We start from the raw sequence: 25,284 nt of genomic DNA on the forward strand, positions 1-25,284 counted from the left end.
AGCGGTTGGTAGCCTGTTTGCACAAACTGTGCACCATTCTGGAACGCGCTGCGCCAAAAAAGGGCGATTATTGCCGATAAATTCCGTCAAGGATCACAATTACAGAATTATATCTTACCCCTGCATAATCTTTCTTTTTATTCCACTGCAAAAGCCTCTTTTAGTATTTTTATTCACTTTTTATGCATTTTATGTGAATAACGGTCTTTCGTAAATTATTGATATTTCGTTGAAGACCTCGATTTATGCATTTTTACCTCTGGCTGGCACGAACCGTGCAATCTACATTTACAGCGTAATAACCATATTCATTAACATTATTTAAACTTTTTATTTACCGGAAGAGGTCGATATGTCTCAGTCAATTACGCGTAGCAACTTTGATGAATGGATGATGCCTGTATACGCGCCAGCGGCTTTTATTCCGGTACGCGGCGAGGGGTCACGCCTGTGGGATCAGCAGGGAAAAGAGTATATCGATTTTGCCGGCGGCATTGCGGTGAACGCCCTCGGTCACGCTCATCCTCGGCTGGTTAAGGCGCTGACCGGGCAGGCGGAAAAGTTCTGGCATACCGGTAACGGCTATACCAATGAGCCGGTATTGCGTCTGGCTAAGCAGCTGATTGACGCCACTTTTGCCGACCGGGTCTTTTTCTGTAACTCCGGGGCCGAAGCCAACGAAGCGGCGCTAAAACTGGCGCGCAAATATGCCCACGATCGTTTCGGCAGTGAGAAAAGCGGCATCGTGGCGTTCAAGAATGCCTTCCACGGCCGCACGCTGTTTACCGTTTCCGCGGGCGGCCAGCCGGCCTATTCGCAGGATTTTGCGCCGCTGCCGCCGCAGATTCAGCACGCCATCTATAACGATCTCGACTCGGCAGAGGCCCTGATCGACGACAATACCTGCGCGGTGATCGTCGAACCGATGCAGGGTGAAGGCGGCGTCGTACCTGCGAATGCGGACTTCCTGCGCGGCCTGCGTGAACTGTGCGATGCGCACAACGCGCTGCTGATTTTCGACGAAGTCCAGACCGGCGTCGGCCGTACCGGGGAGCTGTACGCCTATATGCACTACGGCGTGACGCCGGACGTGCTTTCCACCGCGAAAGCGCTGGGCGGCGGTTTCCCGATCGGCGCGCTGCTGGCATCGGAGCGCTGCGCCAGCGTGATGACCGTCGGCACCCACGGCACGACCTACGGCGGCAACCCGCTGGCCTGCGCGGTGGCGGGAGAAGTGTTTGCCATCGTCAACACTCGCGAAGTGCTCAGCGGCGTTAAGCAGCGCCATCAATGGTTCTGCGAACGGCTCAACGCGATTAACACGCGTTACGGCCTGTTTAAAGAGATTCGTGGGCTGGGGCTGCTTATCGGCTGCGTGCTGAAGGATGAATATGCCGGCAAGGCGAAGACCATCAGTAATGAGGCGGCGGAAGAGGGGCTGATGATGCTGATCGCCGGCGCCAACGTGGTGCGTTTCGCTCCGGCGCTGATTATCAGCGAAGAAGAGATCAACACTGGGCTGGATCGCTTCGAACTGGCCTGCAAACGCTTTCTCGCGGGGGTCTCATCATGATGGTGATCCGTCCTGTAGAAAAAGGCGATCTGCCGGGGCTAATGACCCTGGCGGGGGAGACCGGCGGCGGCCTGACGTCGCTGCCGGCCGATGAAGCCACGCTGGCCGCGCGCATTGAACGTTCGCAGATGACCTGGCGCGGCGAGCTGCCGAAAAGCGAGCAGGGTTATGTGTTCGTTCTTGAGGACTGCGCCAGCGGCGCGGTAGCGGGAATTTGCGCCATTGAGGTGGCCGTCGGGCTTAATGACCCCTGGTACAACTATCGCGTCGGTACCCAGGTGCACGCATCGAAAGAGCTTAACGTCTACAACGCCCTGCCGACGCTGTTTCTCAGTAACGACCATACCGGCAGCAGCGAACTGTGTACGCTGTTCCTGGACCCAAAATGGCGTAAAGAGGGCAACGGCTATCTGCTGTCGAAATCGCGTTTTCTGTTTATGGCCGCCTTTCGCGAACGTTTCAACGATAAGGTCGTGGCGGAAATGCGCGGCGTCATTGACGAACACGGCTACTCGCCGTTCTGGGAGAGTCTCGGGAAACGCTTCTTCGCGATGGAGTTCTCCCGCGCAGACTACCTGTGCGGCACCGGGCAGAAGGCGTTTATCGCCGCGCTGATGCCGAAGCACCCGCTGTATATCGACTTTTTAAGCGACGAAGCGCGAGCGGTCATCGGCGAGGTCCATCCGCAAACCGCGCCGGCACGCGCGGTGCTGGAGAAAGAGGGATTTCGCTATCTCAACTACGTCGATATCTTCGACGGCGGCCCGACGCTGGAGTGCGAAATTGACCGGGTGCGGGCCATTCGCAAAAGCCGGCTGGTCACCGTCGTCGAAGGCCTGCCCGCGCCGGGCGAGTGGCCGGCCTGTCTGGTTGCTAATGAGCAGTACCAGCAGTTTCGCGCCATGCTGGTTCACGCCGACCCGGAAAGCGACCGCCTGGTGCTAAGCGCGCGCGAGCTGGATGCCCTGAAATGCCACCCCGGCGACCAGATTCGCCTGGTTCGTTTGTGCCCTGAGGAGAAAAAATCATGAGTTTATGGATTAACGGCGACTGGCAAAGCGGTCGCGGCCCGGCCCGTAGTAAACATAACCCGGTAAGCCAGGCGCTGCTGTGGCAGGGCAACGATGCCGATGCCGGGCAGGTGGCGCTGGCGGTCACCGCGGCGCGCGCGGCGTTTCCCGCGTGGGCGCGTCAGCCGTTTGCCGCCCGGAAAGCGATAGCGGAAAAATTTGCTTCGTTACTGGAAGCAAATAAAGGCGAATTAACCCGGATTATCGCCCAGGAGACCGGCAAACCGCGCTGGGAAGCGGCAACGGAAATTACCGCGATGATCAACAAAATCGCCATTTCGGTGAACGCGTATCATAGCCGTACGGGGGAAGCGCGGACCGCGATGGCGGACGGAGAGGCGACGCTGCGCCATCGGCCGCACGGCGTGCTGGCGGTATTTGGCCCCTACAATTTTCCCGGACATCTGCCTAACGGGCATATTGTTCCGGCGCTGCTAGCGGGAAATACCGTGGTATTCAAACCCAGCGAGCTGACGCCTCAAAGCGGCGAGGCGGTGGTGAAGCTATGGGCCGAAGCCGGCCTGCCGCCGGGCGTGCTTAACCTGCTCCAGGGCGGGCGGGAAACCGGCGAAGCGCTGAGCGGCCAGTCTGACATCGACGGCCTGCTATTTACCGGCAGCTCTGCGACGGGCTTTCAACTGCATCGTCAGCTTGCCGGGCAGCCGGAAAAAATTCTCGCTCTCGAGATGGGCGGCAACAACCCGCTGATCGTCGATGACCCACAGGATATCGACGCCGCGGTCCATCTGACCATTCAGTCGGCGTTTATTACTGCCGGACAGCGCTGTACCTGCGCGCGGCGGCTGCTGGTAAAACGCGGCGAGATCGGCGATGCGTTTCTTCAGCGGCTTGTGACGGTGTCACAAACGCTGATTCCCGACGCTTGGGACGCTGAACCTCAGCCGTTCCTCGGCGGGTTAATTTCAGCGCAGGCCGCGCAAAAGGTGCATCAGGCCTGGCTGGCCCACGTGGCCAGCGGCGGCAAAACCCTGCTGGAGCCGCGCCTGCTGCAGGCCGGAACTTCGCTGCTGACGCCGGGTATTATCGAGATGAGCGCGGTGGCGCAGGTGGCCGACGAAGAGGTCTTCGGGCCGCTGCTCTGCGTCTGGCGCTATGACCATTTCGATGAGGCGATTGCCCTCGCGAACGCGACCCGTTTCGGGCTTTCCTGCGGGCTGATCTCCGCCGAACGCGACAAATTCGACCAGCTGCTGCTGGAGGCGCGGGCCGGGATCGTTAACTGGAACAAACCCTTAACCGGCGCCGCCAGCACCGCGCCGTTCGGCGGTACCGGCGCTTCCGGTAACCACCGGCCGGGGGCGTGGTACGCCGCAGACTATTGCGCCTGGCCGATGGCCAGTCTCGAATCACCGGAGCTGGCGCTGCCGGCAACCCTCAGCCCCGGGCTGAATTTCCGTAAGGAGACACCACAATGAAAGCCCGGGAAGTGAACTTTGACGGGCTGCCGGGCCTGACCCACCACTATGCGGGTTTATCTTTCGGCAACGAAGCCTCGACGAAGCACCGCTATCGGGTGTCGAACCCGCAGCTGGCGGCAAAGCAGGGGCTGAAAAAAATGAAAGCGCTGGCGGATGCGGGCTATCCGCAGGCGCTGATCCCGCCGCAGGAGCGGCCAAACATTCCGCTGTTGCGGCAGATCGGTTTTAGCGGTAGCGATGAGCAGGTGCTGGAAAAGGCGGCGCGCCAGGCGCCGGAACTGCTCTCGGCGGTCAGCTCCGCGTCATCAATGTGGGTGGCTAACGCCGCCACGGTCTCGCCCTCGGCCGATTCGCTGGATGGCCGGGTGCATCTGACCGTCGCCAACCTGAACGATAAATTCCATCGCGCCAGCGAAGCGCCGACCACCGAAGCGCTGCTGCGGGCGATTTTCCCCGATGAGCAGCGGTTTGCCGTACACGGCGCGCTGCCCCAGGTATCGCTGTTCGGCGATGAAGGGGCGGCAAACCATAACCGCCTCGGCGGCGACTACGGCGCGCCCGGCGTGCAGCTGTTTATTTACGGCCGCCAGCAGGGGGGCGAAGATAATCCGCTGCGCTACCCGGCGCGGCAGACGCTCGAGGCCAGCCAGGCCGTCGCCCGCCTGAATCAGGTCAATCCCCGGCAGGTGATTTTCGCCCGCCAAAATCCGGCGGTGATTGATAAAGGCGTGTTTCATAACGATGTGATTGCGGTAAGCAATCAGCAGGTGCTGTTTTGCCACGAACAGGCGTTTGTTGACCAGCCGCAGCTCCTGCAGCAGCTGGCGCAGCAGGTCTCCGGCTTTACGCCGCTGGTGGTGCCGGCGAGTCAGGTTTCAGTAGAAGAGGCGGTGGCGACCTATCTGTTCAACAGCCAGCTGCTAAGCAAAGAAGAAGGCGGGATGCGGCTGATTTTGCCGCTGGAAGCGCAGGAACACCCGGGCGTCTGGCGCTACCTGAACCGGCTGGTGGAGGGCGATAACCCCATCGATGAGCTACAGGTTTACGATCTGCGCGAAAGCATGGCCAACGGCGGCGGCCCGGCCTGCCTGAGGCTGCGGGTGGTGCTGACGGAGGACGAGCGACAGGCGGTGAATCCGGCGGTCATGATGAACGATACGCTGTTCGCCACCCTTAATGACTGGGTAGACCGCTACTATCGCGATCGCCTGACCCAGGTCGATCTCGCGGACCCGCAGCTGCTGCGCGAAGGGCGCGAGGCGCTCGACCGCTTAACGCAAATCCTGCGCCTGGGCTCAGTGTATCCGTTTCAGCAATAAGGAGGCGTCGTGGACGACTTTCTGGCACTTACTCTGGCGGGGCGTCTGCCCCACCATTTCCATGGTCAAACCGCGCATTTCCGCTGGCACTGGATTGACTGCGGTATTCTGCAGCTCATTCCCCATGAACCCTGCGATCGGTCATTGGTTTTGTCATCCGGGCTTCACGGCAATGAAACCGCACCGGTCGAAATCACCGATTTACTGCTGCGGCAGCTGTTTCGTGGGGAAATACCGCTCCGCTGGCGGCTGCTGGCGATCTTTGGTAACCCTCCGGCGCTGCGGGCCAACAAGCGCTATATGCACAGCGATATCAACCGGATGTTCGGCGAGCGATGGCGCGCTTTTAGCGCCAGCGATGAAACCGTTCGCGCCCGGCAGCTGGAGCATGCGCTGGCGCGATTTTTTGCCGGGATGCCCGGCGAGCGCTGGCACCTGGATTTACATACCGCCATACGCGGTTCGCTGCATACCCGCTTTGGTGTCCTGCCGGCGCGGGACACGCCGTGGGATGAAGCGTTTTTGCGCTGGTTAGGGGCGGCAGGGCTGGAGGCGCTGGTGTTTCATCAGCAGCCTGGCGGGACTTTTACCCATTTCAGCTGCGAACGCTTCGGCGCGCGCTCCTGCACGCTGGAGCTCGGCAAGGCGCTACCTTTTGGCGAAAACGATCTGCGCTTGTTCGCGGCGACTCAACGCGCGCTGTCGCTGCTGCTGGCGGGAGAAGTGGCGGCGGAAGAGGCGCACGCGCCGCTGCGCTACAGGGTGGTACAGCAAATTACCCGCAGCAGCGACAGTTTCCAGCTGCATATGTCGGCGCAGACGCTGAACTTTACGCCGTTTGCCGCCGGGACGCTGCTTGCTGAGGATGGCGATACCCGCTACATAGTGGAAAGGGATCAAGAGTACGTTTTGTTTCCCAACCCCAGCGTCGCCTTCGGCCAGCGCGCCGGGCTCATGCTGGAGCGCTTCCGGTGAATCCGTCGCCCGTCCGGGCGGCGGCATTTATTTCAGCGTTTATTTTTCCGCAGTCATCTTATTTTTTCGTGCTCTGTCCATTGATTGCAGATTATTCCTGGTTAAATGCTTTGTTTTTAATCTCTGCTGATTTATAATCTTCATAATTTCCCACTAAAACAGTTGCTTATTTATTTTTTATTGCATTTATCCCCTCATTTTCCTTATTTTCTCCATAATTGGCGAGAAAATGTTTTTTACACTTTCAATGTTTTACGCTTGCTCTGATTAATTGACGATAAACGTCGTAAAGTTAATCTCGTCAACACGGCAACGCGCCGTAAGAATAACGCAAAGTAAGGATTGAACTATGAAGAAGATTACTGCACTGTTTGTTGCCTCTACTCTGGCTCTGGGCGCGGCTAACCTGGCCCACGCGGCTGACGCTACTGCAACCCCAACCGATAACGCGCCGATGATGCATCATAAGCGCGGACCTGCGGGCCCACATGAAATGATGTTTAAAGGGCTGAACCTGACCGATGCGCAGAAAACGCAAATCCGCGACATTATGAAGAGCCAGCGCGACAACATGAAGCGTCCGTCCCTGGATGAGCGCCGCGCGATGCATGAGCTGGTAGCCAGCGATACCTTCGATAAGGCAAAAGCGGAAGCGCAGATTGATAAGATGGAAGCCCAGCATAAAGAGATGGCGCTGGCTCGTCTGGAAACCCAGAACAAGATTTACAACATTCTGACGCCGGAACAGAAAAAGCAGTTCAATGCCAATTTTGAGAAGCATCTGACAGATCGTAAAGCGCCGGAAGGTAAAATGCCTGCACCTGCTGAATAACTCAGCGCGCTGACTTAAGACCGCCGGTCTTGCCCAATAACGCCAACAGGCTTTGGGCAGGACCGGCGGTTTTTCTTTATCTGTAGCGACAAGCTGATTTACCCGGCAGGGACGAATGTGCCAGTATGAGTGCCATCGCCACGGACTCTGGTGTCCTGGTCTAAAGCCTACTCTGCTCATGGATCTTGCATATGGAAATGTATATCGGCCTCGCCGTCCTCGTTGTCGTCCTCATCTGGGTCGTGATGACCTATAACCGCTTTATCTCCCTGCGACGTTTCAAAGACGAAGCCTGGAGCGGCATTGCCATACAGCTTAAGCGCCGCCACGACCTGGCGCCGAATCTGCTGAGCCTGGTGAAACGCTATGCGCAGCATGAAAAAGAACTGCTGGAAGAGATCTCCCGCCAGCGCGGCGAACTGGTCGGCAGCACCCGACAGATCGCCGACAGCGAACGCCAGTACTCTGGTACGCTAGGGCGCGTTTTCGCGCTCGGCGAAGCGTACCCGGAACTTAAAGCCAGCGAAAACTACCTTGCCTTACAGCAATCTCTCAGCGAAATAGAAGAGCAGCTGCAGATGGCTCGCCGCTACTTCAACGGTACGGTGCGCGATTTCAATATCCTGGTCGAGTCTTTCCCCAGCCTGCTGCTGGCGCGACTGTTTAATTTTAAAACGGAAGTTTTCTTCGAGCTGGACTCACCAGAAGAAGCTAAATCACCGCGGATGGCGTGATTAAATGGCGAATTTACTTGTTCGGGGGCTGCATACCCTCGTCCTGCTGCTGCTTCTGAACATCAGCGCGGCTTTTGCCGCTGGCGACATGATCATCATTAAGGATGCTTCTCAGCTTCCCGCTGGCGCTATTCCAGCGTATGAACATATCCTCTCTTTCGATGCCCGGGCGCGCTTTAACCCGGACGGTAGCATGGAGATGCGGGAAAATATCAAAGTACTTTCTCTGGGCAGACAGATTCGGCGGGGGATTTTCCGTACGCTGCCCCTGACCTGGAACCGCCAGGACGGCAAGATCTTTCGCGTGTATTACGCGATCGAGTCGGTGTCGCGCGATGGCGTGCCTGAGCCGTTTAGCCTTGATGAAGCAGAAAAAAACCTGACGGTACGCATTGGCAGCGGCGAACGGGTCCTGAAACCAGGGATCTATAACTACGAGATTCGCTATCAAGTCAGCAACCATTTCAGCCGCTTCCCCGAATGGGATGAGCTTTACTGGAACGTGACGGGCAATGACTGGGCGTGGCCTATCAGCAAGGCGAGCTTTCGTCTTGAACTGCCGGACGCCGCCGGAAATCTCAACGCCGACGCTAAGGACGCCAGAGTGCGATCGCTTGATGTTTATACCGGCGTCGCAGGGGCGAAAGAACACAACGCGCAGGTGCTTCCTGACGGTAGCGTCCGCACCCTGCGGCCTCTGGCGCGGGGGGAGGGGCTGACCGTAGTCTATACCTGGCCTCGGTCGATCCTTGCCGACGCTCCGGCGCCGGAGGCCGCTTTGCCGCTGGTGCATCTCCTTATCCCCACCCTAAAAACCAGCGTGGTCTGGCTACCTCTGCTGCTGATGGCCGCTTATTACCTGATGTGGTGGCGAAAAAACGTCACCAAAGCCGGGCTAAAAATGCCGCCGGTCGTTGCGCTTTATTCGCCTCCTCCCGGCATGTCTCCGGGCTTCCTGCGTTTTATCACCCGGCGTAAATATGATGATGTGGCTTTTAGTAGCGATTTATTAGCGCTGGTGGCTAAACGCGGAATGGCGGTCAGCGGGGACAGTCAACACACCCCTAACCCGTGGCTTGCGAACGCCGGCGTAAAACAGCGGCTGACCCGTTTGCCCGTCGAGGGAAACCGGCAATTAAACTATGATGACAGGCAGCTATTAAGTACGCTCTTTAAAGGTAAACAAAAAAATATCGATCTCAGCAAGGCCCATCAGCGACCGATGCAGACAGCGCGTGAAGAGCAGGAAAAGCGTTGTGAAGCGCAGCGGGATAAATTATTTCGCAAATGGGGGCAGCCGCTGCGGCGCTGCATCTACATTGCGCTGTTGGTGCCGGTGGCCTGCGGTCTTTGGGTTAATACGGAGGCCGCGCTGCTGACGATACCGGCCGCGGTTTTTATGCTGATTGGCGGAGCGATGCTCGCCTGTTTGCTGCGCTTTATATGCCGCCCGCGGGAAATGTGGCGTGCCTGGGGGCCGGTGCCGCTCTTTTTTTTAGCGATCTTCGGCCCCTTCGCGACGCTGGGAGGCGGGATTTTTCTCTTTGGTATACTGCCCATCACCCAGCTTCCGTCAGGATATATTGGCGCGCTTATGGCCGCGCTGGTGCTGTGCGTTTTCGTTGCCTGGAAAACGCCTCGCTATACGCAGCGCGGGCTTGATGAACTGGCTATCGCGAAAGGATTGATGCGCTATCTGGGCACCGCAGAAAAGCATCGTTATCAGATTATCTATCCGCCTGAGCAGATGATTTCCCATTTTGAAGCGCTGCTGCCGGTTGCCCTGGCGCTTGGCGTAGGGAAAACATGGGCAAATACCTTTGCCCACTACCTGAGTAGTACAGGCGCCGTGTCGCATGCGTTTGCCGGCGCCGACTGGGGAAGCGTCCACCACTTCAGCGAAGCCTGCCGAACCGCCTCTATGTCAACGCCGGATAGCAATTCAGGGAGCGGTTCATCATCAGGTTCCGGTTACAGCGGCTCCGGTTCCTCCGGAGGCGGTTCATCCGGAGGCGGCTCGGGCGGCGGCGGCGGCGGCGGCTGGTAATTGCCCCGATAGCGCATCGGGGCCGACATTCGCCTCACAGAGGATGGAGCTTATAGCGGCCGCTGAGCAGCGGCTTACACAATATTTTATAACCGTCATGGTCAAATTTGGCCGACAGGCGCGTGAGTGATGACGCCTGCGACAGAGACTCTACCGCGCCGAGCCAAAGCCAGTTTTGAATAATGTGGTATTGGGTCATATCCTCGCTGCTCTCTTCCAGCGCGATCGCCCCGGCCCAGGGCCAGCATACCAGCTGCATCTTTTGCATATTGTCGACCAGACGCTGCTGGTGTGCTTCAACGCTCTCTTTTCCGCAACAGGCGCCCGCGCAGCGGCCGAGCGCCGAACGAAAGCAGGCCCGCCCGCGGTTGAGCGGCTCGAGGCCCATTAATCCGTAGCACAGGCGATGCTCGTCGGCAATTTTTTGCAGCGCCTGCAGCGCCGCGCGGCGGTTGGCAAAAAGACCATAGAGATCGCTTTGCAGGGAAAAATCCAGCTCGCTGGCGTACACCACCTGCGGACGGGCGTCAGCCAGGCGTAATGAACATAGCTGTCGGTTTTGCCGCAGACGCTTATTGAATAGCGGCTGCTGTTCTTTAATGAGCTGTGCCTCTAATAAGAGTGCGCCCAGCTCTCCCGCCGTTCGTTGCCAGGTAATGCGCCGGGACTGGCGCAGCATCGCCGCTTCGTCGGGCGTGCGCAGATGCGACAACACCCGGCTGCGGATATTCACGCTTTTCCCGATATAGAGCGGTAGGGTATCGCTTTCGCCGTGGAACAGATACACCCCCGGCTGCCTGGGCAAAGCCTCAAGCCACGGACGCAGATGTTCGGGATACTCATAAATTGCCGCCGCTTCAAATTCGAGACGCGGGGCGGATTGCCTTCTTGCCACTTTTGCTCCTGATGCTGGTTATTTATCCAGTATAGCAGCCGAAGGAAGAGGCGAAAAGGATAAAAAATAGCCCCGAAACGGGTCGGGGCGGAGGGGGGAGAGGCGAATTACTTTTTCCAGAAGTCGTCGAAGACCGTAATCGGCGGTCGGCGTTTATGCTCGGTTTTCAAATACCAGCCTTCAATCGTTTTCGCAATTTTCTCATCCAGCGCTTTGCCTTCCAGATAATCATCAATATTTTCGTAGGTCACGCCCAGCGCCACTTCGTCCGGCAGGGAGGGGCGGTCGTCCTCAAGATCGGCGGTCGGCAGCTTTTTATACAGATGCTCCGGGCAGCCTAGCTGGGCCAGCAGCTGTTTGCCCTGGCGTTTGTTAAGGCGAAAGATGGGGTTAATATCCGTACCGCCATCACCGTATTTGGTGAAGAATCCGGTAATGGCTTCCGCCGCATGGTCGGTACCCACCACGACGCCGTGGGTCATTCCGGCGATGCTGTACTGCGCCTTCATGCGTTCGCGGGCTTTTTCGTTACCGCGAACAAAGTCGCTAAGTTCAATCCCGGCCTCGCGCAGCGCCTGTTCGCTGGCCAGCACGGCGCCTTTGATATTGACCGTTAATACGCGATCCGGCTGAATAAAAGCGATAGCGTCCTGGCAGTCCTGCTCATCCGCCTGCACGCCGTAGGGCAGGCGCACGGCAATAAACTGCAGGCTGCTGTCACCGGTTTCGGCACGCAGTTCGTTGATGGCTAACTGACACAATTTACCGGTTAGCGTTGAATCCTGGCCGCCGCTGATGCCGAGGACCAGTGATTTAATAAAAGGGTATCTCTGAAGATAGGCCTTCAAAAAGTCTACGCTGCGGCGTATCTCGGCTTCGACATCGATCTGGGGTTTTGCGCCCAGCGCCTGAATAATCTCTTGTTGTAGCGTCATTGCGCCCTCCGGGAAGTGAATCTGTTTGCCAATCAGCAGTGGTTTAACCTACCTCTTTGCCGGTAAAACGACAAGGATCACAATTTTGAGTGAAGCAAAAGCAGGCAACCTCAACAAGAGGGGATTTATTATTGGAAAGCTCTTAATTTCGCTTCATTTCCACCTTCGGCTTGAAAAATAACGATATTTATTCCAGGCTTATTAACACGCCAAAAAAAAGAGGATGGTATATGAACAAGCATTTTGCAGGATTTCTGGGCGCAGCAGCAGTATTGACCCTGCTGGCAGGGTGTACGGCCTACGACCGTACGAAAGATCAGTTTACTCAACCCGTGGTAAAAGACGTTAAGAAAGGCATGACCCGCGCGCAGGTTGCGCAAATTGCCGGTAAACCTTCATCAGAAGTCACCATGATCCACGCGCGCGGTACCTGCCAGACATATATCCTGGGTCAACGCGATGGTAAAATTGAAACCTACTTCGTTGCGCTGGATGAAACCGGCCGCGTGATGAATTCTGGCTATCAGACCTGCGCCGAGTACGATACCGACCCACGCAACAGTAAGTAACGCCCCGCCATAGTGCTGATTCCTACGAAAGCCCGACCATTGGTCGGGTTTTTTTATGAGTTCTGATGCTTATTTAATTGCGCGAATTATTTGAGGGAAATGTGAAGGCAGTCAAAACGCGAGGTCAATGAGAGACAATTCTGTTCAAGGAGGAATTATCCTGCTGTCGATCGATGCCGTATACTCAATGCATAAACAATACTAATTCAAAGAAACATCTCTTACCGCCTCTCAGGCATCAATGCTGCAGAGAGGACCGGGTCACACAAATTGAGGAAGCGTTCATGGAAAAGAAACATATCTACCTGTTCTGTTCTGCTGGGATGTCGACATCACTGCTGGTATCGAAAATGCGTGCCCAGGCCGAGAAGTATGAAGTGCCGGTGATTATTGAAGCATTTCCGGAGACCTTAGCCGGTGAAAAAGGACCTGATGCGGATGTCGTATTATTAGGCCCACAAATTTCCTATATGCTGCCGGACATTCAGCGTTTACTGCCAAATAAACCCGTAGAAGTCATTGATTCTGTTCTGTACGGTAAGATCGATGGTTTAGGTGTTCTGAAAGCGGCCGTTGCGGCCATTAAGAAAGCTGCTGCACAATAATTTTATTTTAAAACTCGACATATTTCGGATAGCAGCGGTTAGAATTTCGTGAGGGTGTGTTTTAGCTGCTCGCTGTCCGAAATACCCAGAGTTTATTTTCCCGTCAAAGAGTAATTTCATCTATCATTGCCGCAATGATTATATTGCGGCCTTAAAGGGTATTTATTATGAGTAAAGTGATTGACTCGCTTGAAAAGGTACTCCTGCCTTTTGCCGTCAGAATAGGAAGGCAGCCCCACGTCAATGCAATTAAAAACGGCTTTATTAAGTTAATGCCATTGACGCTAGCCGGGGCGATGTTTGTTTTAATTAACAACGTATTTCTGAGCTTTGGCGACGGCTCATTCTTTTATTCAATGGGCATCCGTCTGGATGCGTCTACAATAGAAACGCTTAACGGTTTTAAAGCTATCGGCGGTAACGTTTATAACGGTACGCTTGGCATTATGTCGCTCATGGCGCCTTTCTTTATTGGCTCCGCTTTAGCTGAGGAGCGGAGAGTAGACCCGATGGCCGCAGGTTTACTGGCCGTTGCGGCATTTATGACCGTCACGCCTTATAGCGTCGGTGAAGCCTACGCCGTGGGTGCGAACTGGTTAGGCGGCGCCAATATCATTTCTGGTATTGTCATCGGTCTGGTCGTTGCCGAGATGTTCACCTTTATCGTGCATCGCAACTGGGTGATCACGCTGCCGTCCAGCGTGCCGGCCTCGGTATCCCGTTCATTCTCTGCGGTTATCCCGGCCTTTATCATCCTCTCGATTATGGGGATTATCTCCTGGGCGTTGACCCACTGGGGGACTAACTTCCACCAGATCATCATGGACACTATCTCCACGCCGCTGGCTTCAATGGGCGCCGTCGTAGGCTGGGCATACGTCATTTTCACCTCGCTGCTGTGGTTCTTCGGCGTACACGGGTCGCTGGCGCTGTCAGCGCTGGATAGCGGAATCATGACGCCGTGGGCGCTGGAAAACATTGCAACCTACCAGCAGTACGGTTCCGTCGAGGCCGCGCTGGCCGCCGGTAAGAGCTTCCATATGTGGGCCAAGCCGATGCTGGATTCCTACATCTTCCTTGGCGGTACCGGCGCGACTCTGGGCTTAATCATCGCCATCTTTATCGCTTCACGTCGTGAGGATCATCGTCAGGTGGCGAAACTGGCGCTGCCGTCAGGCATCTTCCAGATTAACGAGCCAATCCTGTTCGGTCTGCCGATCATTATGAACCCGGTGATGTTTATCCCCTTCATTCTGATTCAGCCTCTGCTGGCGGCTATCACCATGACGGCTTATACCCTGGGCATCATCCCGCCGATTACCAATATCGCGCCGTGGACCATGCCGACCGGTTTAGGCGCCTTCTTTAACACCAACGGTAGCGTAGCCGCTCTGCTGCTGGCCCTGTTCAACCTTGCCGTGTCCACCCTGGTCTACCTGCCGTTTGTGGTGATTTCCAACAAAGCGCAGGGCGTCATTGAGCAGGAAGAGAGCGAAGAAGATATCGCTAACGCACTGAAATTCTAACATTGAGCGGTACGGGAGATTTCCCGTACCGTCCTGGAAATAAGGGAGTCATTATGTTTGATCTGGATAACATCGCAGCAGAAGAGACCGCGGTAAACGACCTCGAAGAGGTGGTGATGGGGCTGATTATCAACTCCGGTCAAGCGCGCAGCCTGGCTTATGCCGCGCTGAAGCAGGCAAAGCAGGGAGATTTCGAGGCGGCGAAAACGATGATGGAACAGTCGCGCATGGCGCTGAGCGAAGCGCACCTTGTGCAGACGCAGCTGATTGAGAGCGATGAGGGTGAAGGCAAAATGAAGGTGAGCCTGGTGCTGGTTCATGCGCAGGATCATCTGATGACCTCAATGCTGGCTCGTGAGCTGGTTGCCGAATTGATTGAGCTGCACGAGAAGGTACAATAGGTCATCGACACGATGAGGCAGCCAAAGATGATGACCACTGAAATCAGTACCGCCCGGGAGCAACAACTCTTTAACGGCAAGAATTTTCATGTGGTCATCTATAACAAAACGGAGAGCGTAAGCGGGCTTCACCAGCATGATTACTACGAGTACACCATCGTTTTAACCGGGCGCTATTATCAGGTTATTAATGGCAAGCGGGTGCTGCTGGAGCGCGGGGATTTTGTGTTCATCCCAATGGGGTCGCATCACCAGAGTTTTTATGAATTTGGTGCGACGCGCATTCTTAACGTTGGCATCAGCAAAAGTTTCTTTGAGAAACACTATCTGCCGCTGCTGCCGTTTGGTCTGGTCGCCTCACAGGTCTATGCCGTTAAAAGTACTTTTCTCAGTTATATTGAGTCGGTTATTGCATCACTGAATTTTCGCGAAACTGAATTCGACGAATTTATCGAGCTGGTGTCTTTTTACACCCTGAATCGTTTGCGGCATTATCGTGAAGAGCCTACGGAAGACGTTATTCCGCAATGGTTAAAAAATACCGTTGAGGGAATGCACGATAAGCTTAAATTTGGCGAGGGGGCGCTGGAAAATATGGTCGAGCTTTCCGGGAAAACTCAGGAATACTTAACCCGGGCCACCCAGCGTTATTACGCCAAAACGCCGATGCAGATGATTAACGATATTCGCATCAACTTCGCCAAAAAACAGCTGGAGATAACCAACTACTCGGTGACCGATATCGCCTATGAGTCGGGGTACAGTAGCCCAAGTCTGTTTATTAAAACATTCAAGAAGCTGACTTCTTTTACCCCCAGCAGCTATCGGAAACACCTCACCAGTATTAATTAACCGGGCGCGGAATAGTCCGCGCGGTCTAAATATTCAAATTAACTGTCCGTATTTAAACGGAGAGCGGGTGCCGCATACGCGCTATCCGCAAGGGAGAAAAAGATGAGCCAGAAATTGAAGGTAGTGACTATCGGCGGCGGCAGCAGCTATACCCCGGAATTACTGGAAGGATTCCTGAAGCGTTATCATGAACTGCCGATTAGCGAACTGTGGCTGGTGGACGTCGCGGAAGGGCAGGAAAAGCTCGATATTATCCACGCGCTGTGCCAGCGCATGGTGGAAAAAGCCGGCGTCCCGATGAAAGTCTACAAGACCCTCGATCGCCGCGCGGCGCTTGAAGGCGCAGATTTCGTCACCACCCAGCTGCGCGTCGGCCAGCTTAAGGCGCGCGAAAAGGACGAGCGTATTCCGCTGAGCCACGGCTATTTAGGCCAGGAAACCAACGGCGCGGGCGGACTGTTTAAAGGTCTGCGCACCATTCCGGTCATTTTTGACATTGTGAAAGATGTGCAGGAAGTCTGTCCGAACGCCTGGGTGATTAACTTTACCAACCCGGCGGGCATGGTGACCGAGGCGGTTTATCGTCATACCGGCTTTAAGCGCTTTATCGGCGTGTGCAATATTCCTATCGGCATGAAGATGTTTATCACCGATGTGCTGAAGCTGAGCCCGAGCGATGAGCTCAATATCGATCTGTTTGGTCTGAACCATCTGGTGTTCGTGCGGGATGTGCTGGTCAACGGCGTTTCGCGCTTTGACGAGCTGCTTGACGGCGTGGCGTCGGGTCGATTGAGCGCAAACTCGGTGAAAAATATCTTTGATTTGCCGTTTAGCGAAGGGCTGCTCCGTTCGCTGCGCCTGATCCCTTGTTCCTATCTGCTCTACTACTTTAAGCCAAAAGAGATGCTGGCGATTGAAATGGGCGAGTACTACAAAGGCGGCGCCCGCGCGCAGGTGGTGCAGAAGGTTGAGAAACAGCTGTTTGAGCTGTACAAAGATCCGGATCTGAACGTTAAACCAAAAGAGCTGGAACAGCGCGGCGGGGCGTATTACTCCGACGCGGCCTGTGAAGTGATTAACGCCATTTATAATGATAAGCAGGCCGAACATTACGTGAACGTGCCGCACCATGGCCACGTGGATAACATCCCGGCCGACTGGGCGGTCGAGATGACCTGTACGCTGGGTCGCGACGGTGCGAAACCGACGCCGCGCATCACGCATTTCGACGAAAAAGTGCTGGGACTGATTTACACCATTAAAGGCTTTGAAGTCGCGGCCAGCGAAGCGGCAATCAGCGGTAAACTGGATGACGTGCTGCTGGCGCTTAACCTGAGCCCGCTGATCCACTCCGATCGTGACGCCGAACAGCTGGCGCGTGAGATGATCCTTGCGCACGAGCAGTGGCTGCCAAACTTTGCGGCGACTATCGAAAAACTGAAACAGTAACGGGAGCGGCTTATGGAACGCGTGTTAATCGTCAATGCCGATGATTTTGGCCTCAGCAAAGGGCAAAACTACGGCATTATCGAAGCCTGCAAGAACGGTCTGGTCACCTCCACGACGGCGCTGGTCAACGGCGCGGCGATCGGCCACGCTGCCCAGCTTAGCCGCTGCGTCCCTGAGCTGGCGGTGGGGATGCACTTTGTCCTGACGCTGGGCGAACCGCTGTCGGCGATGCAGGGCTTAACCCGCGAAGGTCGTCTCGGTAAGTGGATTTGGCAGATGGCGGAAGAGGATAGCCTGCCGCTGGATGAGATCGCGCACGAGCTGGAGTGCCAGTACCGACGCTTTGTCGAGCTGTTTGGCCATGAGCCGACGCATATCGACAGCCACCACCATGTGCATATGATTGCGCAGATTTACCCCATCGTCGCGGCCTTTGCGCGCGAGAAGGGGGTGGCGCTACGGATCGATCGGCAACTGGCGACGCTGTCAGGTTTAGCGCAGGATGCGGCGCGCAGCAGCGACGGGTTTACCAGCGAGTTTTACGGGGAAGGGGTTTCGGAAGCGCTGTTTCTGCAAACCCTGGATGCCTCTATCCAGCGTGATGAGCGATCGCTGGAGGTGATGTGCCACCCGGCGTTCGTTGATAACACGATTATGGGTAGCGCCTATTGCTACCCGCGCCTGACCGAACTGGACGTGCTCACTGCCGAGTCGCTGAAGTATGCGATTGCCGAGCGCGGCTACCGGCTCGGCACCTATCGCGATGTGTAAGTAAAGAGAAGTGAGAAGCCCGGCAGAAATGCCGGGCTTTTTTTACGCCGGGATCGCGGAGATTTTGGCGCTTCTCGACCACACCCGATGCGCCGCCATCAGGGTAATCAGCGCATCCACCGACGCATTATCGATGGCGTCCGTCTCAACGATGCCTTCTTCCCCCTGACTGGCAACCTGCAGCGGCGCTTTGCACTGCCGGGCATCGCCTGCCAGCAGAATCGGCTTCAGGTGTTTATAGGCTTCCAGCAGGTAGTAGTGGAAATCACCGTTGTTGCTCAGGCTTTGCAGATCGCCGCCGGGAACAATGACCGCGTCCACGGTAAGCGATGGCGACCCGGCAAAGGTCCCGGCCACCGGCAGCTCGGTACCGTCATCGGCCTGCACTTTCCCCATTCGGGAATAGAGTAGTTTGGCATGCACCCCGTGCGCTTTGAGCGCCTTGAGCAGCGTCAGGAGCTCTTTGGCGACCGGACGATCGTTAAGCAGTACCGCTACCACCCGGCCTTTTACGTCACCGCTGGGAATAGCGTACAGGCTTAACGTAGGATCCTTTTTCAGACCGTTAACATCCGGCGGCGGCGTGATGCTGCGCTGTTCGTCGGTGAGCTCAATACCCAGATTTTTACCCACCGCCTGAGCCAGCTGCAGGTCGATATGCGCCAGCTGATCGACCACCCGCTCGCGGATCCACTCCCTGACGACCTTGCTCAGCTCGAAGCTGAATCCGTCGATAATATGCTGCTGCTCAATAGGCGTCTGACTACGCCAGAACAGCAGGGGCTGCGAGTAATATTCGCCAAACGACGGACTGCGCTGGCGAATTTTTTCCCCGTCAACCCGCTCGGCATAGGATTCAAAGCCGCCGCGTTTAGCGGCCGGCGGCGTCTCCCGCGGCCAGTTATCGTTGATGGAGTTAGGTTCATAGTTTGCCGGGTTGGTATCAATATCCATCCGGTGCATGCCGTCGCGCTGGAAATTATGGTACGGGCAGGTGGGTTTATTGATCGGGATTTCATGGAAATTTGGCCCGCCGAGGCGGCTGATCTGCGTATCGGTATAGGAGAAGAGTCGGCCCTGCAGCAGCGGATCGTTGCTGAAGTCTATCCCCGGAACGATATGCCCTGGATGGAAGGCCGCCTGTTCGTTTTCGGCAAAGAAGTTGTCCGGGTTGCGATTGAGGACCATCTTACCGACGCGCTGCACCGGGACCAGCGCTTCCGGAATCAGCTTGGTGGGATCCAGCAGATCGAAATCAAAAGCAAACTCGTCCTCTTCCGGGATCAGCTGTAAGCCCAGCTCGTACTCAGGATAATCGCCGGCTTCAATCGCTTCCCATAAATCACGGCGGTGGAAATCGGGATCGCGACCGGTCAGCTTTTGCGACTCGTCCCATACCAGGGAGGCTTTGCCCGCGACCGGCTTCCAGTGAAAACGTACGAAGGTGGCTTTACCTTCCGCGTTAATCAGGCGGAAGGTGTGGATGCCGAACCCTTCCATCGTGCGGTAGCTGCGGGGCAGTCCGCGGTCGGACATCGCCCACATCACGTTATGCAGCGTTTCGGGCTGCAGTGAGACGTAATCCCAGAACGTGTCGTGCGCGCTTTGCCCCTGCGGGACAGCCCAGTGCGGCTCGGGTTTGACCGCGTGGACGAAATCAGGGAACTTGATCGCGTCCTGAATAAAAAAGATCGGCGTGTTGTTGCCGACCAGGTCAAAGATGCCCTCGTCGGTATAAAACTTGGTGGCAAAGCCGCGGATGTCGCGCACCGTATCGGCGGAGCCTGCGCCGCCCTGAACGGTGGAAAACCGGACGAAGACCGGCGTTTTTTTCTGCGGATCGCAGAGGAAAGCCGCTTTGGTGATATCGCTTAAATCGCTGTACGCCTGGAAATAGCCGTGCGCAGCGGAGCCGCGGGCATGGACGATCCTCTCAGGAATACGCTCGTGGTCAAAATGGGTGATTTTTTCGCGCAGGATAAAATCTTCCAGCAGCGTGGGGCCGCGTTTGCCCGCGCGCAGCGAGTTCTGGTCGTCTGCGATGCGTACGCCCTGATTGGTGGTGAGCGCAAAATCCTCGCCGCCTTTACGCTGTTTTTCAAGGGCATCGAGCTTTTCGCTGCGCGTATCCGGGGCTTTCATACTGCCCGGGGCGGTCGGCTCTTCACCTGGGGCGGTGGGATGCGGCGTGGGCCGCCAGTTCTGATCTTCGGGGGCTAAGGCATCCAGACCTGGTTTTGCTTCCCGGTCGTCGTGAACCGGTGATTGATGGGGTTGCGGGTTATGGTGTTTATCAGACATTGCTCGCTCCTGCTTTCATTGCTGAAAATGGTCGTTGCTAAACCAAAACCCTTCTAATTGTAGAACATCATTTCAAGAATATATTTTTATAAGAGTTTTACTACTAAAGGGCCGCAAGCTGGGGGCGACGAAAGGGGGCTTTTTCGGCTATGATAGGGGTTTCTGTTTCCCGCTGTGTTTAGTGAATCTATTTGTGATGAAACCACTTCGCCAACAAAATCGTCAGGTCATTAGCTACGTGCCGCGAGTCGAGCCTGCGCCGCCGGAACACGCCGTCAAAATGGATGGTTTTCGCGACGTTTGGGTTTTACGGGGTAAATACGTTGCTTTTGTACTGATAGACGAACATTTTCGTCGCTCCCCGCCGTTTAACGTGCCGGAAGCGGCGCAGCGCTGGGCGACGCAAATGAGGCAGGAAGGTGAAATCGACGCCTGAATGTGCAGGGCACAATAAAAAAACCGCTGAAAATCAGCGGTTTTTGTTTTAATAACCTGAAGTGCGGGCCCGCTTAGCGGTGCGCGAGCTCCACATCTTCTTCGCTATCGAGAATAGCTTTATCGGTTTGACGCAGCCACTGGCTGGTCAGGGTACCGGCGGTCATGGAACCGCTTACGTTCAGCGCGGTACGGCCCATATCAATCAGCGGCTCAACCGAGATCAGCAGCGCCACCAGCGTGACCGGCAGGCCCATCGCCGGCAGGACGATCAGGGCGGCAAAGGTCGCGCCGCCGCCCACGCCCGCGACCCCGGCGGAACTGACGGTCACGATGCCCACCAGCGTCGCAATCCACAGCGGATCGAGCGGGTTAATACCGACGGTAGGGGCGACCATCACGGCGAGCATCGCCGGATAGAGGCCCGCGCAGCCGTTCTGCCCGATCGTGGCGCCGAACGATGCGGAGAAGCTGGCGATAGACTCCGGCACGCCCAGGCGACGCGTTTGCGCTTCCACGTTCAGCGGAATAGACGCCGCGCTGGAGCGGCTGGTAAAGGCGAAGGTCAATACCGGCCAGACTTTACGGAAGTACTTCAGAGGACTCACGCCGTTGACCGCCAGCAGCAGACCGTGCACCACGAACATGATGCCCAGACCAATATAGGAGGCGATAACGAAGCTGCCGAGCTTGATGATGTCCTGCAGGTTAGAGCCCGCGACCACCTTGGTCATCAGCGCCAGCACGCCGTACGGCGTTAACTGCATCACCAGGCGCACCAGCTTCATTACCCAGCTCTGCAGCGTGTCGATGGCGGTGAGTACGCGCTGGCCTTTGGCGACGTCATCTTTCAGCAATTTCAGCGCCGCGACGCCGAGGAACGCGGCGAAGATAACCACGCTGATAATCGACGTTGGGTTCGCGCCGGTCAGATCGGCAAACGGGTTTTTCGGTACGAAAGAGAGGATCAGCTGCGGGACGCTCAGGTCCGCGACTTTACCGGCGTAATTGCTCTGAATGGCGTTGAGGCGGGCGGTCTCCGCGCTGCCCTGAACCAGCCCTTCGGCGGTCAGGCCAAACATATTAGTGACCAGCACCCCGACCAGCGCCGCAATCAACGTGGTGAACAGCAGGGTTCCGATACTGAGGAAGCTGATTTTACCCAGCTGCGAGGCATTATGCAGACGGGCGACCGCGCTCAGAATGGAGGCGAAAACCAGCGGCATGACGATCATTTGCAGCAGTTGAACATAGCCGTTACCGACGATATTGAACCACTGGATAGAATCCTTCAGCACCGGGCTGTCGGAACCATAGATAAGCTGTAGCGCCAGGCCGAAGACAACGCCGATCGCCAGACCGACCAGCACTTTTTTAGCGAGGCTCCACTGTTTATGGCGGGTTTGGGCCAGCGCCAACAGTAAAACCGCGAACACGACTACGTTCGCTATTAATGGAAAGTTCATCCCCGTTCTCCTGATATCTTTTATTACCGGGCTGGTCAATAACCAGCTCTTATGACGGCAAGGGTAGCAGAAGGCGTTATTCGTTACTTATATTCAAATGGAATTGATTATAACCAATTGAATAATTCGCTGGTTTATCGTCCAGCCTGGTGGCTAATTAAGCGATTAAAGGTGGTTTGCAAAGAATTAATCATGTCCGATGACCAGCGAATGGCGCTGTTTTCGGCAACGTTTTGCGGCATCCATACGGCATAGATAAACAGCGCCATACACAGCGCGCGCTCCAGCTGGTTACCCTTGCGCGGTGCAAGCAGGGGCAGGCGAAAACGCCAGCGGCAGGGCCAGAGCAGCGGAACGCCTGCCGGGGTGAGCATGTCGGCGAGAATATGGCTGAGGTAGCCAAGAACCAGGCCCTGAACCGCATCTGCCGGCACTATCCAGCTTTCCGGTACTTTCAATGAGAAAATCGCGACCGCGCCAAAGACTACCAGCAGGCTATGGGTGAAGCCGCGATGGCCAAAGGCGCGCGCTATCGGTTTTGATATCCAGCTTAATCGCTGACCGAGAAACGACTTAGGGTGATCGATATCCGGCAGCAGACAGGTCAGGATGGCGGAAGGAACGATGTGCCACCAGTCGCCCTGAGCCAGCACGGGGGTCAATTCCGCGTTTTTCGCAAATACCGCACAGGCGATAGAGAAGAGGAGGTGGCCTTCCGCCGTCATGATAAACACCCTAAACTGTCAATTCATACAGTATAGGGTTTTTATACAGTGTGCGGAAGAGGTGACGGTGTAACTCTTTGTCACAAAAACATCAGCGTGCCAGCCAGCCGCCATCTACCGCCAGCGTAAAGCCGCTAATGTAATCCGCCGCCCGGGAGGCGAGAAAAACGACCGGCCCCTGCAGGTCATCCGGCACGCCCCAGCGCCCGGCCGGAATACGATCGAGAATCGCTTTGCTGCGCTCGGCGTCTTCACGCAGCTGCTGGGTATTGTTGGTAGCCATGTATCCCGGGGCAATGGCGTTAACGTTGATGCGATGCCCCGCCCATTCGTTGGCCATCAGGCGGGTAATGCCCAGTACGCCGCTTTTTGACGCGGTGTAGGAGGGTACCCGAATCCCCCCCTGAAAGGAGAGCATTGAGGCAATGTTAACAATTTTCCCGCCGTCACCCTGCTGAATAAACTGCCTGGCGACCGCCTGTGAAAGAAAGAACACCGACTTCAGATTCAGGTTAATCACTTCGTCCCAGTCTTTTTCGCTAAAGGAGAGCGCATCGGCGCGACGGATGGTTCCCGCATTGTTGACCAGAATATCTACCCGGCCCATGGCGGCCACGGCCCGATCGACAATGGTTTCAATCTCATCCTGCCGGCTCAGATCGGCCTGAATAGCGGTAAAGCGTCGGCCCAGCGCCTGAACCTTCTCTGCGGTTTCATGGGGGATCCGGCGATTCACGCCGACGATATCGCACCCGGCCTGCGCAAGGCCCAGCGTCATTCCCTGGCCCAGTCCGGTATCACAACCCGTCACGATAGCGACCTTGCCCGTAAGGTCAAAGGCGTTCAGTACCATATGCACCTCTGTATGCTGATTTCACGCGTTAAATAACGCCGTTGAGACAAGCATAGAGGGCGGGAGAAGAAAAAACAAATAAAAATGAAACGCTGTTTTAATTTTGTGATGATGAGACGGTGCCGCTATCTCATCATCAGCGGCAGGATTAACCGAGCAGGTCGCTCAGAGTGAGGGATTCAAGGGTGGCAAGCTTCACGTCCGCCAGTACGAAGCGCAGATCGCGGCTGTTTTCCGCTTCCGGTACGACGATAGATCGCATTCGGGCCGCTTTGCTGGCAATCATGCCGTTAACCGAGTCTTCCAGCGCCACGCAGTGCATCGGGCTGACGCCGAGTCTGGCGGCGCAGTCCAGATAGACCTGCGGGTGCGGTTTGCTGAACGGCAGCCCTTCGGCGGAAGCGAGGGCGTCAAATTGATCGCGCAGTTCAAACATGGTGAGGACTTTTTCCAGCATCCGCAGCGGCGAAGCCGACGCCAGGCCGATTTTCAACCCCTGGGCTTTGCACATCGCCACCGCTTCCCGCGCACCGGGGAGGAGCGGACGCGCTTCTTCCACCAGCTGGATGGCGCGGTTGATGATCCGCGCGGTGACTTCGGCACGATCCGGGCCTTTCCACGGCTGCTGGGCAAACCACAGATCGACGACTAAATCGATGCGCAGCCCCAGGATATCGGGCATTTCATGGCGGCGGCTGATATCCACCCCGAGGCTTGCCATCACCTCCAGCTCCGCTTTATCCCACAGCGGCTCAGAATCAATCAGTAAACCATCCATATCAAAAATCGCGGCGTGAATCTGGCGCCTGGCTGACATAAGTCCCTCTCCTGTAGCGTAAGTAGATAACGAATCGGCACTCATGGTATATCATACCGCGCATTATTGGGCGAAATTCGCCGACGAAGGTAGACTTAGGGTAGACAGGCGTCTTAACAAGGGGAACCCATGACGTATCAACAAGCTGGACGCGTTGCAGTACTTAAACGTATTTTGGGGTGGGTGGTATTTATCCCGGCGGTTATCTCGACGCTGATCTCCGTGCTGAAGTTTATGTACGAGCACAGTGAGAAAAAACCGGGCATTGACGCGGTGATGATGGACTTTGCTCATGTGATGATTGAGATGATGCGTTTCAATACGCCGTTCCTGAATTTCTTCTGGTACAACTCGCCGCTGCCGGACTTTAAGCACGGTATGAATATCGGCTTCTGGGTTATCTATATTCTGGTGTTCGTCGGCATGGCGCTACAGGCCTCCGGAGCGCGGATGGGGCGCCAGGCGAAGTTTCTGCGCGAGGGCGTTGAGGATCAGCTGATTCTGGAGCAGGCGAAAGGGGCCGAAGGGCTGACGCGCGAACAAATCTCTGAACGCGTTGTGGTGCCGCGCCATACCATCCTGGTGCAGTATTTTCCGCTATACGTCCTGCCGGTTATTATTATTGTGCTGGGCTACTTCTTCTTCTCTTTACTCGGCTTTCTGTAAAAGACCGGCCCGGAAGCGCCGGGCCGGCA

Annotated in this window: 24 protein-coding genes; 17 read left to right on the plus strand and 7 right to left on the minus strand. The window is 56.2% G+C overall.

The window, feature by feature from the left end; genetic code table 11:
* Positions 1–352: 352 nt before the first annotated feature.
* The 8 genes from ABLU88_RS00820 to ABLU88_RS00855 all read left to right on the plus strand — a co-directional run bounded on the left by ABLU88_RS00820 (position 353) and on the right by ABLU88_RS00855 (position 9,989).
* Complete coding sequence (locus tag ABLU88_RS00820) at positions 353–1,573, plus strand: aspartate aminotransferase family protein (RefSeq protein WP_348836095.1); 1,221 nt, start codon at positions 353–355, stop codon at positions 1,571–1,573.
* Positions 1,570–2,604 (plus strand): arginine N-succinyltransferase, encoded by a 1,035-nt coding sequence (gene astA, locus ABLU88_RS00825; protein ID WP_348836096.1) that lies wholly within the window; start codon positions 1,570–1,572, stop codon positions 2,602–2,604. Before ABLU88_RS00820 ends, astA begins: the two co-directional genes overlap by 4 nt.
* Positions 2,601–4,079, plus strand: a complete 1,479-nt coding sequence (astD, locus tag ABLU88_RS00830) for a succinylglutamate-semialdehyde dehydrogenase (RefSeq protein ID WP_348836097.1) — start codon at positions 2,601–2,603, stop codon at positions 4,077–4,079. Before astA ends, astD begins: the two co-directional genes overlap by 4 nt.
* Complete coding sequence (gene astB, locus ABLU88_RS00835) at positions 4,076–5,401, plus strand: N-succinylarginine dihydrolase (protein WP_009653522.1); 1,326 nt, start codon at positions 4,076–4,078, stop codon at positions 5,399–5,401. The genes astD and astB overlap by 4 nt, the downstream gene beginning before the upstream one ends.
* 9 nt (positions 5,402–5,410) lie before the next feature.
* Positions 5,411–6,376 carry a succinylglutamate desuccinylase gene (astE, locus tag ABLU88_RS00840; RefSeq protein ID WP_348836098.1) on the plus strand — a complete coding sequence of 322 codons (966 nt, stop codon included), beginning with the start codon at positions 5,411–5,413 and terminating at the stop codon, positions 6,374–6,376.
* 349 nt (positions 6,377–6,725) lie between these two features.
* Positions 6,726–7,208: an ATP-independent periplasmic protein-refolding chaperone Spy gene (gene spy / locus ABLU88_RS00845; RefSeq protein ID WP_014228981.1), complete on the plus strand. Its 483-nt coding sequence runs from the start codon at positions 6,726–6,728 to the stop codon at positions 7,206–7,208.
* Between the two features lie 191 nt (positions 7,209–7,399).
* Complete coding sequence (locus ABLU88_RS00850; protein ID WP_348836099.1) at positions 7,400–7,942, plus strand: LemA family protein; 543 nt, start codon at positions 7,400–7,402, stop codon at positions 7,940–7,942.
* Between the two features lie 4 nt (positions 7,943–7,946).
* Positions 7,947–9,989, plus strand: a complete 2,043-nt coding sequence (locus ABLU88_RS00855; protein ID WP_348836100.1) for a DUF2207 domain-containing protein — start codon at positions 7,947–7,949, stop codon at positions 9,987–9,989.
* 34 nt (positions 9,990–10,023) lie between these two features.
* Here ABLU88_RS00855 and cho read toward each other — a convergent pair whose 3' ends face one another.
* The gene (gene cho / locus ABLU88_RS00860; RefSeq protein WP_004850082.1) at positions 10,024–10,884 is read right to left on the minus strand and encodes an excinuclease Cho; all 861 of its coding nucleotides are present in this window, start codon (positions 10,882–10,884) and stop codon (positions 10,024–10,026) included.
* Between the two features lie 107 nt (positions 10,885–10,991).
* Positions 10,992–11,819: an ammonia-dependent NAD(+) synthetase gene (nadE, locus tag ABLU88_RS00865; protein WP_004850083.1), complete on the minus strand. Its 828-nt coding sequence runs from the start codon at positions 11,817–11,819 to the stop codon at positions 10,992–10,994.
* Between the two features lie 230 nt (positions 11,820–12,049).
* On the opposite strand from nadE, the gene osmE reads away from it, so the two are divergent.
* The 7 genes from osmE to chbG all read left to right on the plus strand — a co-directional run bounded on the left by osmE (position 12,050) and on the right by chbG (position 17,992).
* Positions 12,050–12,388 (plus strand): osmotically-inducible lipoprotein OsmE, encoded by a 339-nt coding sequence (gene osmE, locus ABLU88_RS00870; RefSeq protein WP_004850085.1) that lies wholly within the window; start codon positions 12,050–12,052, stop codon positions 12,386–12,388.
* 284 nt (positions 12,389–12,672) lie between these two features.
* The gene (gene chbB / locus ABLU88_RS00875; RefSeq protein ID WP_004101340.1) at positions 12,673–12,993 is read left to right on the plus strand and encodes a PTS N,N'-diacetylchitobiose transporter subunit IIB; all 321 of its coding nucleotides are present in this window, start codon (positions 12,673–12,675) and stop codon (positions 12,991–12,993) included.
* Positions 12,994–13,160: 167 nt separating this feature from the next.
* Positions 13,161–14,519 carry a PTS N,N'-diacetylchitobiose transporter subunit IIC gene (gene chbC / locus ABLU88_RS00880; protein ID WP_025106969.1) on the plus strand — a complete coding sequence of 453 codons (1,359 nt, stop codon included), beginning with the start codon at positions 13,161–13,163 and terminating at the stop codon, positions 14,517–14,519.
* Positions 14,520–14,572: 53 nt separating this feature from the next.
* Complete coding sequence (gene chbA / locus ABLU88_RS00885) at positions 14,573–14,920, plus strand: PTS N,N'-diacetylchitobiose transporter subunit IIA (protein ID WP_004850090.1); 348 nt, start codon at positions 14,573–14,575, stop codon at positions 14,918–14,920.
* Between the two features lie 12 nt (positions 14,921–14,932).
* Entirely contained in the window at positions 14,933–15,772 is an 840-nt protein-coding gene (gene chbR, locus ABLU88_RS00890; RefSeq protein WP_071532282.1) for a transcriptional regulator ChbR, read from the plus strand.
* 102 nt (positions 15,773–15,874) lie between these two features.
* Positions 15,875–17,221: a 6-phospho-beta-glucosidase gene (locus ABLU88_RS00895; RefSeq protein WP_009653470.1), complete on the plus strand. Its 1,347-nt coding sequence runs from the start codon at positions 15,875–15,877 to the stop codon at positions 17,219–17,221.
* Between the two features lie 12 nt (positions 17,222–17,233).
* Positions 17,234–17,992 (plus strand): chitin disaccharide deacetylase, encoded by a 759-nt coding sequence (gene chbG / locus ABLU88_RS00900; RefSeq protein WP_348836101.1) that lies wholly within the window; start codon positions 17,234–17,236, stop codon positions 17,990–17,992.
* 42 nt (positions 17,993–18,034) lie between these two features.
* Here chbG and katE read toward each other — a convergent pair whose 3' ends face one another.
* Positions 18,035–20,293: a catalase HPII gene (gene katE / locus ABLU88_RS00905; RefSeq protein ID WP_014228985.1), complete on the minus strand. Its 2,259-nt coding sequence runs from the start codon at positions 20,291–20,293 to the stop codon at positions 18,035–18,037.
* A 181-nt stretch (positions 20,294–20,474) separates the two neighbouring features.
* Here katE and cedA point away from each other — a divergent pair, with 181 nt between their 5' ends.
* Entirely contained in the window at positions 20,475–20,729 is a 255-nt protein-coding gene (cedA, locus tag ABLU88_RS00910; RefSeq protein WP_071532283.1) for a cell division activator CedA, read from the plus strand.
* A 73-nt stretch (positions 20,730–20,802) separates the two neighbouring features.
* On the opposite strand, the gene ABLU88_RS00915 is transcribed toward cedA, so the two are convergent.
* The 4 genes from ABLU88_RS00915 to hxpB form a co-directional block, all read right to left on the minus strand.
* Positions 20,803–22,194 carry an L-cystine transporter gene (locus ABLU88_RS00915; protein WP_348836102.1) on the minus strand — a complete coding sequence of 464 codons (1,392 nt, stop codon included), beginning with the start codon at positions 22,192–22,194 and terminating at the stop codon, positions 20,803–20,805.
* A gap of 134 nt (positions 22,195–22,328) precedes the next feature.
* On the minus strand, positions 22,329–22,919 hold the full coding sequence (locus ABLU88_RS00920; RefSeq protein WP_004850102.1) for a metal-dependent hydrolase: 591 nt from the start codon (positions 22,917–22,919) through the stop codon (positions 22,329–22,331).
* Positions 22,920–23,010: 91 nt separating this feature from the next.
* A complete protein-coding gene (gene kduD / locus ABLU88_RS00925) occupies positions 23,011–23,772 on the minus strand; it encodes a 2-dehydro-3-deoxy-D-gluconate 5-dehydrogenase KduD (protein ID WP_014228989.1) in 762 nt (253 codons plus the stop codon).
* 148 nt (positions 23,773–23,920) lie between these two features.
* Positions 23,921–24,589, minus strand: coding sequence for a hexitol phosphatase HxpB (hxpB, locus tag ABLU88_RS00930; protein WP_348836103.1), 669 nt, complete (start codon positions 24,587–24,589; stop codon positions 23,921–23,923).
* A 129-nt stretch (positions 24,590–24,718) separates the two neighbouring features.
* Here hxpB and ABLU88_RS00935 point away from each other — a divergent pair, with 129 nt between their 5' ends.
* A complete protein-coding gene (locus ABLU88_RS00935; RefSeq protein ID WP_009653426.1) occupies positions 24,719–25,255 on the plus strand; it encodes a YniB family protein in 537 nt (178 codons plus the stop codon).
* The last annotated feature ends 29 nt before the right edge of the window (positions 25,256–25,284 follow it).

The organism is Klebsiella sp. GW_Kp182 (assembly GCF_040062275.1).
Lineage (GTDB): Bacteria > Pseudomonadota > Gammaproteobacteria > Enterobacterales > Enterobacteriaceae > Klebsiella > Klebsiella michiganensis.

Bases quoted from the DNA above. Each gene is read 5' to 3' on its own strand.
- ABLU88_RS00820 (WP_348836095.1), top strand. From the start codon at position 353: ATGTCTCAGTCAATTACGCGTAGCAACTTTGATGAATGGATGATGCCT.
- astA (WP_348836096.1), top strand. From the start codon at position 1,570: ATGATGGTGATCCGTCCTGTAGAAAAAGGCGATCTGCCGGGGCTAATG.
- astD (WP_348836097.1), top strand. From the start codon at position 2,601: ATGAGTTTATGGATTAACGGCGACTGGCAAAGCGGTCGCGGCCCGGCC.
- astB (WP_009653522.1), top strand. From the start codon at position 4,076: ATGAAAGCCCGGGAAGTGAACTTTGACGGGCTGCCGGGCCTGACCCAC.
- spy (WP_014228981.1), top strand. From the start codon at position 6,726: ATGAAGAAGATTACTGCACTGTTTGTTGCCTCTACTCTGGCTCTGGGC.
- ABLU88_RS00850 (WP_348836099.1), top strand. From the start codon at position 7,400: ATGGAAATGTATATCGGCCTCGCCGTCCTCGTTGTCGTCCTCATCTGG.
- ABLU88_RS00855 (WP_348836100.1), top strand. From the start codon at position 7,947: ATGGCGAATTTACTTGTTCGGGGGCTGCATACCCTCGTCCTGCTGCTG.
- nadE (WP_004850083.1), bottom strand. From the start codon at position 11,819: ATGACGCTACAACAAGAGATTATTCAGGCGCTGGGCGCAAAACCCCAG.
- osmE (WP_004850085.1), top strand. From the start codon at position 12,050: ATGAACAAGCATTTTGCAGGATTTCTGGGCGCAGCAGCAGTATTGACC.
- chbB (WP_004101340.1), top strand. From the start codon at position 12,673: ATGGAAAAGAAACATATCTACCTGTTCTGTTCTGCTGGGATGTCGACA.
- chbC (WP_025106969.1), top strand. From the start codon at position 13,161: ATGAGTAAAGTGATTGACTCGCTTGAAAAGGTACTCCTGCCTTTTGCC.
- chbA (WP_004850090.1), top strand. From the start codon at position 14,573: ATGTTTGATCTGGATAACATCGCAGCAGAAGAGACCGCGGTAAACGAC.
- chbR (WP_071532282.1), top strand. From the start codon at position 14,933: ATGAGGCAGCCAAAGATGATGACCACTGAAATCAGTACCGCCCGGGAG.
- ABLU88_RS00895 (WP_009653470.1), top strand. From the start codon at position 15,875: ATGAGCCAGAAATTGAAGGTAGTGACTATCGGCGGCGGCAGCAGCTAT.
- chbG (WP_348836101.1), top strand. From the start codon at position 17,234: ATGGAACGCGTGTTAATCGTCAATGCCGATGATTTTGGCCTCAGCAAA.
- katE (WP_014228985.1), bottom strand. From the start codon at position 20,293: ATGTCTGATAAACACCATAACCCGCAACCCCATCAATCACCGGTTCAC.
- ABLU88_RS00915 (WP_348836102.1), bottom strand. From the start codon at position 22,194: ATGAACTTTCCATTAATAGCGAACGTAGTCGTGTTCGCGGTTTTACTG.
- ABLU88_RS00920 (WP_004850102.1), bottom strand. From the start codon at position 22,919: ATGACGGCGGAAGGCCACCTCCTCTTCTCTATCGCCTGTGCGGTATTT.
- kduD (WP_014228989.1), bottom strand. From the start codon at position 23,772: ATGGTACTGAACGCCTTTGACCTTACGGGCAAGGTCGCTATCGTGACG.
- hxpB (WP_348836103.1), bottom strand. From the start codon at position 24,589: ATGTCAGCCAGGCGCCAGATTCACGCCGCGATTTTTGATATGGATGGT.
- ABLU88_RS00935 (WP_009653426.1), top strand. From the start codon at position 24,719: ATGACGTATCAACAAGCTGGACGCGTTGCAGTACTTAAACGTATTTTG.